At 67.2% G+C, this 14,214-nt stretch carries 14 protein-coding genes; 5 read left to right on the top strand and 9 right to left on the bottom strand.

Annotated elements, in window-relative coordinates; genetic code table 11:
- Positions 1-513: 513 nt before the first annotated feature.
- The 6 genes from JF290_RS03040 to JF290_RS03015 all read right to left on the bottom strand — a co-directional run bounded on the left by JF290_RS03040 (position 514) and on the right by JF290_RS03015 (position 6,770).
- Entirely contained in the window at positions 514-1,575 is a 1,062-nt protein-coding gene (locus JF290_RS03040) for a diguanylate cyclase domain-containing protein (protein ID WP_199023587.1), read from the bottom strand.
- Entirely contained in the window at positions 1,572-2,159 is a 588-nt protein-coding gene (locus JF290_RS03035) for a heme NO-binding domain-containing protein (protein WP_199023280.1), read from the bottom strand. The genes JF290_RS03040 and JF290_RS03035 overlap by 4 nt, the downstream gene beginning before the upstream one ends.
- Before the next feature lie 92 nt (positions 2,160-2,251).
- Entirely contained in the window at positions 2,252-4,027 is a 1,776-nt protein-coding gene (locus JF290_RS03030) for a DUF4153 domain-containing protein (RefSeq protein ID WP_199023279.1), read from the bottom strand.
- An 88-nt stretch (positions 4,028-4,115) separates the two neighbouring features.
- Positions 4,116-5,675, bottom strand: coding sequence for a trimethylamine methyltransferase family protein (locus JF290_RS03025; protein WP_199023278.1), 1,560 nt, complete (start codon positions 5,673-5,675; stop codon positions 4,116-4,118).
- A 116-nt stretch (positions 5,676-5,791) separates the two neighbouring features.
- On the bottom strand, positions 5,792-6,481 hold the full coding sequence (locus JF290_RS03020; RefSeq protein WP_199023277.1) for an HAD family hydrolase: 690 nt from the start codon (positions 6,479-6,481) through the stop codon (positions 5,792-5,794).
- A 4-nt stretch (positions 6,482-6,485) separates the two neighbouring features.
- On the bottom strand, positions 6,486-6,770 hold the full coding sequence (locus JF290_RS03015) for a DUF3572 domain-containing protein (RefSeq protein WP_199023276.1): 285 nt from the start codon (positions 6,768-6,770) through the stop codon (positions 6,486-6,488).
- Positions 6,771-6,864: 94 nt separating this feature from the next.
- Here JF290_RS03015 and JF290_RS03010 point away from each other — a divergent pair, with 94 nt between their 5' ends.
- From JF290_RS03010 to JF290_RS03000, 3 genes are all read left to right on the top strand, one after another.
- Positions 6,865-8,259 carry a diguanylate cyclase gene (locus JF290_RS03010; RefSeq protein ID WP_199023275.1) on the top strand — a complete coding sequence of 465 codons (1,395 nt, stop codon included), beginning with the start codon at positions 6,865-6,867 and terminating at the stop codon, positions 8,257-8,259.
- Between the two features lie 109 nt (positions 8,260-8,368).
- Complete coding sequence (locus JF290_RS03005; RefSeq protein ID WP_199023274.1) at positions 8,369-8,764, top strand: DUF983 domain-containing protein; 396 nt, start codon at positions 8,369-8,371, stop codon at positions 8,762-8,764.
- Between the two features lie 33 nt (positions 8,765-8,797).
- Positions 8,798-9,505, top strand: coding sequence for an NUDIX hydrolase (locus JF290_RS03000; protein WP_199023273.1), 708 nt, complete (start codon positions 8,798-8,800; stop codon positions 9,503-9,505).
- Between the two features lie 10 nt (positions 9,506-9,515).
- Here JF290_RS03000 and JF290_RS02995 read toward each other — a convergent pair whose 3' ends face one another.
- Both JF290_RS02995 and JF290_RS02990 read right to left on the bottom strand, forming a co-directional pair.
- A complete protein-coding gene (locus JF290_RS02995) occupies positions 9,516-10,418 on the bottom strand; it encodes a DMT family transporter (protein WP_199023272.1) in 903 nt (300 codons plus the stop codon).
- A 19-nt stretch (positions 10,419-10,437) separates the two neighbouring features.
- A complete protein-coding gene (locus JF290_RS02990; protein WP_199023271.1) occupies positions 10,438-11,358 on the bottom strand; it encodes a fatty acid desaturase in 921 nt (306 codons plus the stop codon).
- A 108-nt stretch (positions 11,359-11,466) separates the two neighbouring features.
- Here JF290_RS02990 and JF290_RS02985 point away from each other — a divergent pair, with 108 nt between their 5' ends.
- Complete coding sequence (locus JF290_RS02985) at positions 11,467-12,327, top strand: helix-turn-helix domain-containing protein (RefSeq protein ID WP_199023270.1); 861 nt, start codon at positions 11,467-11,469, stop codon at positions 12,325-12,327.
- A 142-nt stretch (positions 12,328-12,469) separates the two neighbouring features.
- On the opposite strand, the gene JF290_RS02980 is transcribed toward JF290_RS02985, so the two are convergent.
- Positions 12,470-13,105, bottom strand: coding sequence for a sulfotransferase family protein (locus tag JF290_RS02980; protein ID WP_199023269.1), 636 nt, complete (start codon positions 13,103-13,105; stop codon positions 12,470-12,472).
- 98 nt (positions 13,106-13,203) lie between these two features.
- On the opposite strand from JF290_RS02980, the gene JF290_RS02975 reads away from it, so the two are divergent.
- Positions 13,204-14,160, top strand: a complete 957-nt coding sequence (locus JF290_RS02975) for a LysR family transcriptional regulator (RefSeq protein ID WP_199023268.1) — start codon at positions 13,204-13,206, stop codon at positions 14,158-14,160.
- Positions 14,161-14,214: the final 54 nt, after the last annotated feature.

Here is a 14,214-nt window from a genome sequence, read left to right as displayed (position 1 = left end):
ACTGCGGAGGGCCGAGACGCGGCAACAATACGCGTTGGTCCAATAGGTTGAGCCTATGAGGCCAGACCCGGTCCTGCAAGAGCGGACTTCCCTGCCGTCGGGACCGGGCGTTGCGTGGGCGTGAGAGGAAGCCGATCCGCCCTCATACACTCGCCTCTGCCAGACCACAGGCATCGCGACCGCTCCGCGGGACGCGACGGATGGCGACAGCACGCCGACCGCACCAGGACGCAAACGCCTGGACGGAAGACACTCACGCGCGGACCGGCGGCCACGCACTTGCGCCAGATCGGTTCTCACGGATTTCGGCGCGCCCACCGGGTCAACTCAGCTCGCCCGCGTGTCTTGGGTCAGGCAACCGGACTACAGCTCCGTCACGGAATACGACGCTCGCTCATAGCACGTTCATGACCTGTCACGCCCCCTTGCGCCGGCAACGGGCTCCGGCGTCTCGTCCCAACGGGCCCCTCGCGATCGGCCGACCCGACGCGACCTTCAGAGAAGACTCCGGCGTCAGGCCGCGGTGCCGCCATAGAGGGTTCGTCCCTCATCGATGTCCGCACGCGACTCCGATGTTGCATCCTCGACCATGTCGCCAAGGTCGGGGCTGTAGAATGTATGACATCCGCGTCCGGCACGTTTTGAGGCATAGAGCGCCACGTCGGCCTTGTGCAGAAGGTCGCCCGCCGAACATCTGTCATGCGCGGAGCTGATCACCGTCCCGATGCTGGCGGAGATACGGCAGGTCTGGCCATCGAACGGCATCGGCTCTTCCAGCCGTTCGATCAGGCGATGCGCGATGCGTGCCAGCTTGCGGCCATCGGACAGCCCCATCAGGACCAGCACGAATTCATCTCCGCCCACCCGTGCAACCATGTCCTGCTGGCGGGTCTCCTCGACCATGATCCGCGCCGCCTGTTGGAGAACATGATCGCCCGCTGCGTGGCCCATCGAGTCGTTCACGGCCTTGAAGAAATCGAGATCCAGATGCATCAGGGCAAAGGGTGGATCCGCCGCCGTCAACCGGTCGAGGATGTGGTCCATCGCGCGGCGGTTCTTCAGACCGGTCAGCGTATCGGTATAGGCCTGTTCTTCGGCGGCGATCTTGGCCCCCTGCAATCGCAGGTTCAGCTGGCGCGAAGCCTCCATCGCGGCGGATTTCGCCTCGACCAGGTAGAGCAGTTCGATGGTCAGATCGGTAGCCGAGAAATCGGCACTGGTCAGCGCGTAGTCCCGCACCGCGTCCAGAACCGAGATGCCGAAGGACAGGTTGACGATCGCTCCGTCGCTGCCGGGCAAAGGCACCACCACGCCCTTCAGCGTGGTGCGCGGGTTGTCGCGGAACTGCAGGCGCAACCGGGTCTGCGAGGCGGCGCGCAATCCCGCCATGTCGGTCACGCTGCGCGGGCGGGTCATCTCGAACAGTTCGAGGAACCGCGCGCCCACCATCGGCGTCTCGGGGCGCAGCTTCTGCAAGGTCGAGCCCACGGCGCGGATATGCCCGCTGCCATCGAGCATCACGTGCATCGGGCAGAGCACCTGGAGGATTCCGGTCAGTTCGTCACGCTCCATCAGCCCGCCCTCGCGCCCAGGTCGAAGCTGCGCCCCTCGGCGAAGGTGCTTTCGACCAGTGAAATCCAGATCACGTCCTGCCCGTCTCCGCCGCTCTTGCGATCGAGCATGACCAGCGCGCCGTAATCGTCCGCCATCGCGCGCAACAGTCCCACCATGACGCTGCCGAAGCCCGGCAGACCCGGGTGACATACCAGGCTGAACAGACCTTTCGTGTGCTCGCGCAGTTCGAGTCGCGGCAGTTCGAGATCCGAGACCGCCAGTCGCGCGCGATCCGGAAGGTCGTCCAGAGAATGCAGGAACTCGACATAGGTCACGCCGCCGAATCGCAGCAGCCGGCGCAGCGATTCCACCTGCGGATTGCTGACCAGGAAGGTGCCGATATCCTCCAGCACCTCGGCAAGCGGGCGGTCGAGCTCGACCGCCATCGCGTCCAGCAGGCGCGCGGAATCATCCGTGTCATAGATCAGCATCGCCTCGAAATCCGAGAAGGCGAGGTCCGCCGCCTCGGTCACGCGCACCCATCGCTCCGCCCCGTAGGTCGTGATGAAGAACGCCTGGATTGCCCTGTTGATCAGACCATGCATGCCCGTTCCTTTTCTGAACGGGGCGATGGTGGACCGGATGTCTTAAGATTGACCCAACATTTCCAATTCGACCGATTTGGGCCGCGCCCGGCTCACCGCGCCGGCACCAGTTCCAGACCCTCCAACACCAGCGCTTTCTGCCCGCTGGGCCGGATGTCGAACCGTCCGTCCAGCGCGTCGGCGATGGCGGTGTCGGGCAAGGCGGGCCAATCGCCGGTGCCCGATTGCACCATGGTCGATATCGATGCGCCCTCCTCCAGCCAGACCACATGATCCGCCCGGCTCTGCCCGTCACCGTCCAGGTAGATGACCACCGCTTGGTCCTCCTCCGCCACCACCGGCGCGAAACCGCCCTGCACCAGAACGCAGCCCGCGCGCCCGTCGGGCAAGGCGCGGTTGCAGGCCTGAAGCCAGGCATCGAGGCCATAGTCGGGCACCTCGAGAAACCGGCCCAGCGTCATCGTCGCGCCAGCCGGGCGCACCGGCATCAGGTCGAGCAGTTCGGCCGCCCGGTTGGGCGCCTTGCCCTGCTGCACCAGTCGTTCGAGCTGAAAGGGGTTGGGCTCTGACCGGACCATCTCGATCCGGGCGACCAGATCGGCATGGTCGGGCCGCTCGCGCATCGCTTCAAGCTGCACAAGCGCCGCCTGCCCCGCCTTTCCCCATTCATGCGCCATCTGCCACAGCGCCAACTGGTCCAGGCTCGCGGCACCGCTCTCGTAGCGGGCCAGCTGGCTCTGCGCCGACAGGCGATAGACGTTCAGAACCGGCGTCATCCACAAGGCGCCGACCAGCAGGACCAGCAGCGCCATGCCCACATTGACCTTGCGGATGCGCGCCATCCAGCCTTTGCCCAGCAGCGCCGCGCCGCAGTAGCAGGCGCCGTAGGCCAGCAGGAAGGCGCTCACCGCCAGCGCGAGGATACGGTCCGGGGTCAGACCGTATTGACGCACCCGCAGCAACACTGCCCAGACTGCCAGGACCGCCAGCAGCGGCAGGATCAGCGCCAGCGCCCGGGTCGCAAGACGCAGCCCGCGCGTGCGCACCGCGGCGGAATCGTCCCTGTCCAGCGCCGCACTCACCAGCGTGATCGCCGCGATCGCCACCGCCATCAGCGTTCCGGCGGCAGAGAACTCGCCGAATAGCTGGCCGAACCCGCGCAACGGAATCGCCAGCAGGAAGACGCCCACGATCGCCAGGACCGCCGGCACCAGAAGGCGCAGCAGGCGCAACAGAAGATAGGGAGACAGCGTTTCCCGCAACTCGTGCACGACGGCAAGGCCCAGGCCCAGGATCGCGCCGCTCGCCATGTAGCGCGCCCAGTCGGTGCGCAGAACCACGTCGATCACGGTCACGTCGACCAGCTTGAGCAAGGCGTTGCCCAAGAAGGCCAGCAGCCAGAACACCGCCACGAAGGCAAGCGCAACCGTGTAGCGCACCACCATACGCCAGGTCGCATCGAACAGGCGCGCATAGCTGGCCCACTCGGCCCGTTCGGTCATCCAGACCAGCAGGAAAGGCGTCGCGAACAGCACCAGGATGCCGGCCACCGACAGCATCACCGGATCGTCGAGAAAGCTGGTCGCGACCGCGTGGCGCGCGCCGGCGAGGCTGACCAGCGCGGTCAGCAGGATCGCCGGGGCGAGCGCTCCGCTCAGAGCCGCGCGCACCGAAACCGGACCCGCCAGCGCCAATGCCATGGTGCTGAAACTGGCCGTGAAGGTGAAGGCCGCGAGATATGCCGCCGCCGGCAGCGCCGGGTTGTCCCATTGCTCGACCAGCGCCCAGAGCGCCAGACCGGCCAGCGCCGCGAGCGATGCCATGACCAACCGATGGGCCGCGATCTGCGCGTCAGTCCTGATGTCCACGCCGCCAGCTTTCCCAAAGGCCCCGTTCTGCGTCGCAGGTTATCGGGCCGCTTGACCAGATGCCAGACTGAACCGTTCCCCGGACGGCTCAGAAATCGGTCGGCGCTCCGCCCTCGGCCTTGCGGCGGGCGACGAAGTCGGCCAACTCGTCGCGGATCGCATCCTCCATCGGCGGCGCCTCGAAGCTGCCGACGATCTCCTTGAACAGGTGATGCGCGCGCTCGGGCGTCCAAATCGCCCCGGCGGCTTCCCAGCCTTCGTAATTCTTCCAGTCGCTCAGGAACGGCTGGTAGAAGGCGGTGGAATAACGGTCCTGCGTATGCTGGATGCCGAAGAAATGCCCGTCATTGCCGACCGCGCGGATCGCGTCCAGCGCGATCTCGTCCGGGCCGGTGGCGGTCAGGGACGGGTCCATGTAGCGCTGGATCTGCTGCAGGATCTCGCAATCCATGATGAATTTCTCGGGGCTGGCGATCAGGCCGCCCTCCAGCCACCCGGCCGCGTGATAGACCATGTTGGAGCCGGACTGCACCGCCGCCCAGAGACTGTTGGAGGTCTCCCACATCGCCTGCCCGTCCGGCACGTTGGCGGCGCAAACGCCCGAGGATCGCATCGGAAGCTTGTAGAACCGCGCCAGCTGCCCGGTCATCTGCGTCGCGCGCATGTATTCCGGGGTGCCAAAGGCCGGTGCGCCCGATTTCATGTCGACATTGCTGGTGAAGGTGCCGATCACGCAGGGGCAGCCGGGCCGGATGTATTGTGCCAGTGCAATGGCGATCAGACCCTCGGCCAGCGATTGCGCCACCGCGCCGGCCATCGTCACCGGCGCCATCGCGCCCGCCAGCGTGAAGGGGGTGACGACCAGCCCTTGCCCCCGGCGGGCCAGACGCATCCAGCCGTCCAGCATGGGATAGTCATGCTTCAGCGGAGAAGTGGAGTTGATATTTGTGTACATTCGGGGGGTTGCGTCGAATTCTTCATGTGACAAACCGCCCGCGATGCGGACCATTTCCATGACGTCCTCGACCCGCTCCTTGCCCAGCGAATAGGCGTGCATCACCTTGTCCGTCAGCACCAGCTTGTCATGCACGACATCCAGGTGACGCACGCTGGCATGGATGTCGACCGGTTCGACCGGATAGCCGCCGGCGAAGTGGATGCAGTTGAAATACTGCGTCAGCTTCAGCAGGTTGCGGCACATCTCGCGGGTGCCCGGCACCTTGCGGCCGATTTCCATGTCCCAATAGTTCGGCGGGCTCGACACGTTGCCGAACAGCAGCGTGTTGCCACCGACGGTGATCCGCCGCTCCGGGTTGCGCGGCGTCAGGGTAAAGCTGTCGGGCGCCTTGCCGACCATCTCCATGATGAACTCCCGCCCGCAACGCACCAGCTCGCCATCGATGCGGCAGCCCGCCTCGCGGAAGATCTCCAATGCTTCGGGGTTCAGGATCGCGATGCCGATATCCTCGAGGATCTCCATCGCGCCCTCGTGGATCGCCATGACCCCCTCTTCGCTCAGCGGCTCGATGGGGCGGTCGATATTGAGCGGCGGGTTCCAGGGCATCTGCTCGATCACCGCGCCACCCCGTCGCGCGGCGTTGCCCGCGCGGCCGCCTCCGCGCCGTTTGCGTGCCGCACTCTGTGACATGGCCGATCTCCCTCACCTGGCTGCGAGCCATAGGGGAACAGGCCGGGCCGTTTCTCCGTCCTGAATGCGACAGGCCCTGTCGTTTTCCTCGGAAAACCGTCGGATTCGGCGCGCGCTCAGCGCGGCAACCAGTCCGCGAGATGGCCGATATCCGGCAGGATCACGTCCGCATGGGGCCGCAGGTCGTCCGGCCGCGCCATCCCGGTCAGCACGCCGATCGTGGTCATGCCCGCCCGGCGTCCGGCGATCAGGTCATGGGTGCTGTCGCCGACCATCGCCACCTCGGCGGGCGGCAGATCCAAGGCGCGCGCAAAGGCCAGAAGCTGGCCCGGACCGGGCTTGGCCCCATGCCCGCTGTCGAACCCCGCGATGAAATCGAACCGGTCGGCAATGCCCGCCGCCGCCAGATGCACTTTCGCCGGCGCTTCGGCATCGTTGGTCGCCACGCCCAGCCGATATCCCCGGGCGCGCAATCCGTCCAGCAGCGGCGCCAGCGGCACCGCCTCGGCCTGCGGCGCGGCCTCCGCCTCCGCGTTCAGCATGTCGATCAGCGCCGACCGGGGCATCAGCGGGAACTGCGGCGCCAGCACCTCGGCCACTTCGCCCGGAGTGCCGGCGATGACGATGCTGTCCGGTCGGAACCGCCCCCTGGCCATGTCGAACCCGATCTCATGACCCACCGCCGCCGCGCGCGTCCTGTCGCCGGCGCAGGCGCGCAGCAGGAAGGCCCGCGCCCAGGCCTCCCAGGTCGCGGCGAAATCGAACAGCGTGCCGTCCTTGTCGAACAGGATCGCGGCGAGGCTCACCCGGTCACGTCCAATGCACCTGCGCGCCGCCCGGCAGGGCCGCGCGCGCCATCATCGGATGCTCGTAGGGCACCGATTCCGCATCGCAGAACCGGATCACCCAGGCATCGTCCATCATCAGGAAATCCAGCACGGACCCCAGGAACTCGGGATCGGCCACCCGCGCGCGCAGGTCGGCTTCCTCCGCCCCGGTCGCGCCGAGGAACACCGGCAGAAGGTCCGGCTGCGCCACCAGCCAGCCCAGAACGGTCAGCGCGAAGGTTTCGGCGGCATCGGCGGAATACTGCATCACTCTCATCTTTTTGGACCCCGGAAAGGGTTTGTTAACGTCTCTCATTAAGACTTTGAGACAAGTTGAACACAAGTGTTGAAAGGCGCGTGGCGTGCAGGGCACCATTCTCATCCTCGATGGCGTGTCAACCAACCGCATCATGCTCAAGGTCCAGCTTTCCGCCGCCTACTACCACGTCGTGCAGAGCGACGGCATAGCCGGCCTGCTCGCACTGGCGCGGCGCACCCGGCCCGACCTGATCATCACCGCGATGACGCTGCCGGACGGCACCGCGCTCGACGTGCGCGCCACCCTGCAGCAGGACCCGGCGCTCGGCCTCGTGCCGATCATCGCCGTGACCTCGCAGAACGATCGAAGCGCCTGCCTCGCGGCGCTGCAGGCCGGCATCGACGATGTGCTGAGCCAGCCGATCGACGACGTGATCCTGCAGGCCCGGATCCGCAGCCTGCTGCGCGCCCGCAGCAGCACCGAGGAACTGAGCCTGCGCGACGCCACGCCCGATGCGCTCGGCATGGCCGAACCGGCGGCAAGCTTCGCGCCGGTCTCGCGGATCGCGCTGCTGACCAAGGACGCCGCCACCGGCGCGCTGTGGCGCAACCGGCTCAAGGGGGTGGTGCAGCACCAGTTGCTGACCCACCAGATGGCCGACATCCACGCGCTGATGGCCGACCCGGTGCCGGATGCCTTCGTGGTCGACCTGACCGGACCCCGCCCCGATATCGGTCTGCGCCTGCTGGCCGACCTGCGCGCGCGCAGCATGACGCGCAAGGCCGCGCTGCTCGCCGTGGTGCCGCCGAAGGTGCCCGCGCTGGTCGCCGACGCGCTGGACCGGGGGGCGCATGACGTGCTGCAGAGCGGCTTCTGCGCCGACGAGCTGTCGCTGCGCCTGACCGCGCAGCTGCACCGCAAGGCCTGCTCGGACCGGCTGCGCGACACCGTGCGCGACGGGTTGCGCGCCGCCATGCGCGACCCGATGACCGGGCTCTACAACCGCCGCTACGCGCTGCCCCATCTCGCCGCCGTGTCGCAGGACGCGATGCAATCGGGCCGCCCCTTCGCGGTGCTGCTCGCCGATCTCGACCACTTCAAGCAGATCAACGACCGCTACGGCCACCAGGCCGGCGATTCGGTCCTGACCGAAACCGCGCGCCGCATCACCGCCCACCTGCGCGGTCTCGACATGGTGGCGCGGATCGGCGGCGAGGAGTTCCTCATCGTGCTGCCCGATACCGACCAGGCCACCGCGACCCAGATCGCCGGGCAGGTCTGCCGCGAGATCAACGCCCGCCCCTTCACCTGCCCCGGCCTGCCCGGGCCCATCGAGGTCACGATCAGCATCGGCGCCGTGATCGGCCCGGTCGACACGCGCACCGGGCTCGACGCGGACAAGCAGGCCAGCGCCCTGATCGGTCACGCCGACCGCGCTCTCTACGAGGCCAAGGGCAGCGGCCGCAACAAGGTCTCGCTGGTTCCCGCCGCGGCCTGAGCCGGCGCGCCAGCCAACGCGACATCCCGACGCAAGGACATCCTGCGCCCTTTCGAAAGCCGGCGATGCCCCCCATCTTGATCGCGGATTTGAAAGGGGCCGGGACGACATGACCGACGATTCGATGCACACCGCCACGAGCCACACGCAGACCGAGCGCCCGCTCTGGCCGGCCCTCGCGCGCGGCTGGCGGCGGCGCTGCCCTCAATGCGGCAGCGGGCCCTTGCTCAGCAGCTATCTCAAGGTCAACGACACCTGCAAGGTCTGCCGCGAGGACCTGTCCCACCAGCGCGCCGATGACGGGCCGGCCTATCTGACGATCCTGATCGTCGGCCACCTGATGGCGCCGCTGCTGCTGCTCGTGTTCGAAACCTGGCGTCCCGATCCGCTGGTTCTGTTCACCATCTTTGCGGTTGGATGTGTCGCGCTCTCGCTTTACCTTCTGCCAAGACTGAAAGGGGCCATCGTCGGGTTCCAGTGGGCCCGGCACATGCACGGGTTCTGACCCGGCGGCCCCGCATCAAATCGGCGAGGCACGATGACCATCGACAAATCCGCGATCCGCAACGCCGCCACGGTGATCGTGCTGCGCGACCGTCATGACGACCCGGCGATCCTGATGGGACAGCGCGGCGCCAAGGCGGCCTTCATGCCCAACAAGTTCGTGTTTCCCGGCGGCGCGGTCGATGCCGCCGATGCCGAGGTGCCGCTGGCCGCGCCGCTGCCCGCACCCTGCCACGACCGGCTCGACGACAACGCCACGCCCGGCATGCAGACCGCGCTGGCCGCCGCCGCCGTGCGCGAGCTTTGGGAGGAAACCGGCCTGATCCTCGGCCGCCCCGGCGCCTGGCCCGGCCCGGTGCCGGCCGATTGGCAGACCTTCGCCTCGACCGGCCATCTGCCCGCCGCCGACCGGCTGCAGTTCGTCTTTCGCGCCCTGACCCCGCCGGGCCGGCCGCGCCGCTTCGATGCGCGCTTCTTCCTGGTCGACGCCGACGACATCCGCTCCGATCTGGACGATTTCACCCATGCCTGCGACGAGCTGTCCCACCTGCAATGGATCAAGCTGCGCGAGGCGCGCAGCTTCGACCTGCCCTTCATCACCGAGGTGGTCCTGGCCGAGGTCGAGGCCCGCGTGAACGATCTCGCCCCGCCCGAGTCGGTGCCCTATTTCCGCAACGACGACGAGGCCAGCCTGTTCCTGCGCCTGCGCGGCATCCCGATGCCCGGCCCCGAGGTCGACTGACCCGCGCGGCTCAGATCGCCAGCACCAGCAGCAGGATCGACACGCAGAGCAGCGCCATGCCGGTGATCTCGCGCCGGCTCACCGTCTCGCGAAAGAACAGCACCGAGGCCAGCAGGCTCAGCACCAGCTCGACCTGCCCCAACGCCTTGACATAGGCCGCGTTCTGCAAGGTGAAGGCAAGGAACCAGCAGAACGACCCGGCCATGCTGAACAGGCCGATCCAGACCGCGACCCGCCGCGTCGTCCAGACGGCGCGCAGTTCGGCCCGGTCGCGCAGCCCCAGCCACAGCGCCATCGACGCGGCCTGCAGGCTGACCACGCAGGCCAGGGTGATCGCCGCGCGAAACGCCGCATCCAGGTCCCCCAGCTGCAGCGACGCGCCGCGATAGCTGACCGCGGAAAAGGCGAACAGCACGCCCGAGCCCAACCCCAGCAGCGAGGCGCGTCCCGTCAGGTGACGCCACCAGGCGCCGGTGACTTCGGGCGTCCTGGACAGGATCAGCACCGCGACCAGCCCGATCAGGATCGCGACCATGGCGCCCACGCTCACCGAATCTCCCAGAACCACGAATCCGACCAGCGCGGTCTGGATCACCTCGGTCTTCTTGAAGGTGATACCGACGGCGAAGTTGCGCTGCTTGAACAACAGCACGACGCAGATCGTCGCCAGGATCTGCGACAATCCGCCGATCGCCGCGAAGGCCCAGAACCGCGCATCCAGCACCGGCAGGCTGCGCCCGCTGATCCACAGGTAGGCCCCAAGCAACGCCAGGATCAGCGGCGCGGAATAGGCGAAGCGCGCAAAGGTCGCCCCCGCCGCCGACAGCTTCGTCGTGCTCAGGCTCTTCTGCAGCATGAAGCGAAAGGTCTGAAAGACCGCGGCAGCCAGGGTGACGGGAATCCAGAGGCTCATGGCCCCTGATGGCGCAGATTCAGCGTCGCCGCCAGAGCGGATGCGCCACCGGGTCCTTGGCGCGCCAGAAATAGCGCCGGAACACCTCGCCATAGGAGCGGTAGACATAGCCGTCGTTCATTTCCAGATACCGCTCCTTCCCGGCGCGATACAGCGCCGGCAAGCGATACCACGGCACGCCCGGATTCACATGATGAACCACGTGCAGGTTGTTGTTCAGAAACAGGAAAGCCAGAAGGCCGCGGTCCTCGATGATGACGGTGCGCGCGCGCGACCGCTCATGCGCGCGATGTTCCAGGAAGGTGCGGATCTTCAACAGCCCGGTCGCCGCATAGACGCAGAGCAGATAGAGCCAGACCGGCATCGGCGACGCCACGACCAGCGCCATGACGGCGGCGACTCCCGCCAGATGCAACGCCCAGGCCCGCCAGATCGCGGGGTCCCCGGCGCGGGCGCCGCGCCATTCCTCGCGCAGAAAGGCGATCTGCCCGAGGATCGGCCCCAACAGGATCCGCCCGACCAGCGTGTTGTTCGCCCGGTGCAGCCGCTGCCGCCAGCGCGGCAGACGGTTCCAGACCGCCGGATCGAGGAAGTTGCTCTCGGGATCGTCATAGGGATCGGTCAGGCGGCTGTCACGGTGATGCGCCAGGTGCAGGTCGCGGAACCGGTTGTAGGGGATCAGCAGCCCCAGCGGCAGCGCCATGAGCGCCTCGTTCAGCGCGCGGCTGCGGAACGGATGCCCGTGCAGCACCTCGTGCGTGAGCGAGCCGTGCAGCGCGATCAGCAGAGTCAGCGGCAGGATCGCCGCGACGGGCGACAGACCGGCCAGCCAGACCATGGCCCCCGCCCAGAGCGCGTAGCACCCGACGATCAGGCCGAACGTGCCCCATTCCACGTTGCGTAGGCCCACCTGTGGGGGCACTCCTGCGAGTGTCGTCATGCCGGTCCTGTCTGCTTGTGGATACAGCTCCAAGACACCATGCGATCGCCGCTCTGACCATTCTGTTTCTAGTGCACAAATCCACCATATTGTGATTTAAAGAAACACATGACGGCAAATATCGACAAACGCGTTCGCGCCGAACAGTTCCGCGACCGTCTCGCCCGCGCGATGGCCGGTCGCGGCCTCACGCAAAGCGCGCTAGCCCGGCGCATCGGCGTCGACCGCTCCACCATATCGCAATTGCTCAGCGGCGACGCGGCCCGGCTGCCCAACGCCCATGTGGTCGGTGCCTGCGCCGCCGAACTGGGCGTCTCCGCCGACTGGCTGCTCTCCCTTTCGGAGCGCCCCGAGAGCGCCTCCGACCTGCTCGCCAGCAGCCTCAGCCTGACGGAAGCGCCGCGCGCGCTGGTGGACGAGCGCATCTTCGACTGGCACCGCGAGGCCGCGGGCTACAAGATCCGCCACGTGCCCGCCGCCCTGCCCGACATGCTGAAGACCCGCGCCCTGCTGGAATGGGAATACGCGCCCCATCTCGGGCGCACGGCCGACCAGGCGATCGGCGCGTCCGAGGACCGGCTGGACTGGATGCGCCGCTCGCAATCGGACTACGAGATCGCCCTTCCGCGCTTCGAGCTGCGCAGCTTCGCGCAAGGCACCGGCTATTACGAGACCCTGCCCCGTTCCGTGCGGCTGGACCAGATCGACCGGTTCCTCGCGCTGTGCGAGCAGCTCTACCCCCGCCTGCGGATCTATCTCTACGACGCCCAGCGGCTCTACAGCGTGCCGCTCACGATCTTCGGCCCGCTGCTCTGCGTCTTCTATGCCGGCGGGCACTACATGGCCTTCCGCGATCGCGACCGGGTCGAGACCTTTACCCGGCACTTCGACCTCCTGGTGCGCGAAGCCGACCTGACCGCCCGCGACCTGCCGTCCGAACTTCTGCGGCTGAGGGCCGAGATCGCCTGACGGAGTGTCATACCGGGCCGCCATGCGCGGGACCGGTCCCCGCGTCCGTGCCGTCGGACGGATCGTCCGCCGTTCACCGGCAAGACAGCGAACGGCGGCTTTCAGGGCCCGGTTCAACACCGGGTCTCAACCAAACGGCAGGTCAGGCCACGGCCGGTTCGCCCCCGAACAGCTGCCAGAACTCCTCGCGGGCATTGCTGCGCGGGAAATCTCCCTTGGGCACGGGCAGGTCGAGAAACCGGCACAGCGGCTCCCAGCCATCAGCGGGGCTGAACACCAGCAACCTCTCCCCCGGAATCGTCGCGCGCACCTTGTCGTTGTTGCGCCGGTAGGCGGCGATGGACCGGTCCCGGTCGAGCCCCCCGAAAACGCCCCGCAGCAAAAGCGTGTCCATGGTGTCGAAAACCGCCGCGATCGGGGGCGGCAGGTCGAGGCTCTTACGGTGCTCGAAGAACTTGCCGATCGTCGCGGAATAGCTCGCCCACCACTCCTCCTCGGGGCGTTCGGTGTGGATGACCTTTGCGTCCGGAAAGGCGATCGACAACTGATGCCAGACCGACGCGCCCGGAAAATCGACCTGGCTGGAATAGCCGTCGAACACCATGGCCCAATCCACCTCCTCGCCCGCGGCCAGCGCCGCCCAATGCGCCGGTTGCGCCGGGTTGCCCATCACTTCGACCATGTGATGGCAGGGGCCCAAGCCGAGCTGTTCCAGGGCCATCTTCGTCGACATCGTGCCCGTGCGGCCAAAGCCCGAGCCAATAATTCTCAGTCCCATGAATTGGGTCCTTTCCTGTTGGTTTGATAATTTCTTGCGGTATGACAGCAGTTTGCGCGATGATGCGCTGTGCTTCAAACGAATGGTTTTCAGCAGTCATGAAGGAAATTCAGCTCCACCGGATCGACCTCAATCTGCTGGTCGTTTTCGAAGCTCTGATGGTCGAAGGCAGCGTGTCGGGTGCGGCCGAGGCGTTGGGGAAAACGCCCTCGGCGATCAGTCACGCCCTGGCCCGGCTGCGCGACCAGGTGGGCGATCCACTTCTGGTCAAGGTGGGCGGCCGGATGCAGCCCAGCCCCTTCGCCCTGACCCTGATCGACGACGTGCGCCCGATCCTGCGCAGCATCAAGCGCGTGCTGACCCTGCCCGAACCGTTTGACCCGGCCACCAGCGACCGCGTCTTTCGCGTCGCCTGCCCGATAACGGGGCGCGTGCTGTCAAGGGTGCTCAACCGCTTTCGTGCCGCGGCCCCCGCGGCGAAACTCGAATGGCTCTCGGCGCCGCGACAGGTCTATGACGCGGTGTCCGAAGGATTGGTCGACCTCGCGCACCTGGCCGGCGAGACGCGACTGCCCGACGGTCTGAACGAGGTCGAGGTGCCCGGATTCCACTGGACGACCTTCGTGCGCGCGGATCACCCGGCCCTGTCGAACTGGGGGCCCGAGGCCTGGTCGACCTACCCGCATGTGCAGGTGAACATCTCCAACGACGCCCCCAGCCCCTTCGACCGACCCGGCGGCACCGCGCCACCCGCGCGGACCATCGCCGCCCTGATCTCGGAATTCTCCAGCCTGGGGCCGTTGCTGGCCAACAGCGATTTCATCGCCACGTTTCCGCGCATCCTCCTGGCCTGGGACATGCAGACCTACGGGCTGCGGCCGCTTCCGCCGCAAATCCACCTGCCGGAGTTCAGGACACGTTTCTTCTGGTCCTCCCGGCTGGCCAACGATCCGCCCTCGCAATGGATCAGGGATCTCGTGGTTCGAACCTATATCGAGGTGCACGAAGAGGCCGAACAGATGGTCGAACGCGCCCTGTCTTCTGCGCCGGGCTGATCCGCGGGGTCGCTGGGCCGTCTGCCGCCAACGGCACGGTCTCCATTGCATTGC

It is taken from the genome of Sedimentitalea arenosa (genome assembly GCF_016428585.1).
Taxonomy (GTDB): domain Bacteria; phylum Pseudomonadota; class Alphaproteobacteria; order Rhodobacterales; family Rhodobacteraceae; genus Sedimentitalea; species Sedimentitalea arenosa.
This window is presented reverse-complemented; position numbering and strand designations above follow the sequence as displayed.

Excerpts from the sequence above, each read along its gene's own strand:
- JF290_RS03000 (WP_199023273.1), top strand. The coding sequence starts at position 8,798 with ATGACCATCGACAAATCCGCGATCCGCAACGCCGCCACGGTGATCGTG.
- JF290_RS02985 (WP_199023270.1), top strand. The coding sequence starts at position 11,467 with ATGACGGCAAATATCGACAAACGCGTTCGCGCCGAACAGTTCCGCGAC.
- JF290_RS02980 (WP_199023269.1), bottom strand. The coding sequence starts at position 13,105 with ATGGGACTGAGAATTATTGGCTCGGGCTTTGGCCGCACGGGCACGATG.
- JF290_RS03025 (WP_199023278.1), bottom strand. The coding sequence starts at position 5,675 with ATGTCACAGAGTGCGGCACGCAAACGGCGCGGAGGCGGCCGCGCGGGC.
- JF290_RS02995 (WP_199023272.1), bottom strand. The coding sequence starts at position 10,418 with ATGAGCCTCTGGATTCCCGTCACCCTGGCTGCCGCGGTCTTTCAGACC.
- JF290_RS03035 (WP_199023280.1), bottom strand. The coding sequence starts at position 2,159 with ATGCATGGTCTGATCAACAGGGCAATCCAGGCGTTCTTCATCACGACC.
- JF290_RS03015 (WP_199023276.1), bottom strand. The coding sequence starts at position 6,770 with ATGCAGTATTCCGCCGATGCCGCCGAAACCTTCGCGCTGACCGTTCTG.
- JF290_RS03005 (WP_199023274.1), top strand. The coding sequence starts at position 8,369 with ATGACCGACGATTCGATGCACACCGCCACGAGCCACACGCAGACCGAG.
- JF290_RS02990 (WP_199023271.1), bottom strand. The coding sequence starts at position 11,358 with ATGACGACACTCGCAGGAGTGCCCCCACAGGTGGGCCTACGCAACGTG.
- JF290_RS02975 (WP_199023268.1), top strand. The coding sequence starts at position 13,204 with ATGAAGGAAATTCAGCTCCACCGGATCGACCTCAATCTGCTGGTCGTT.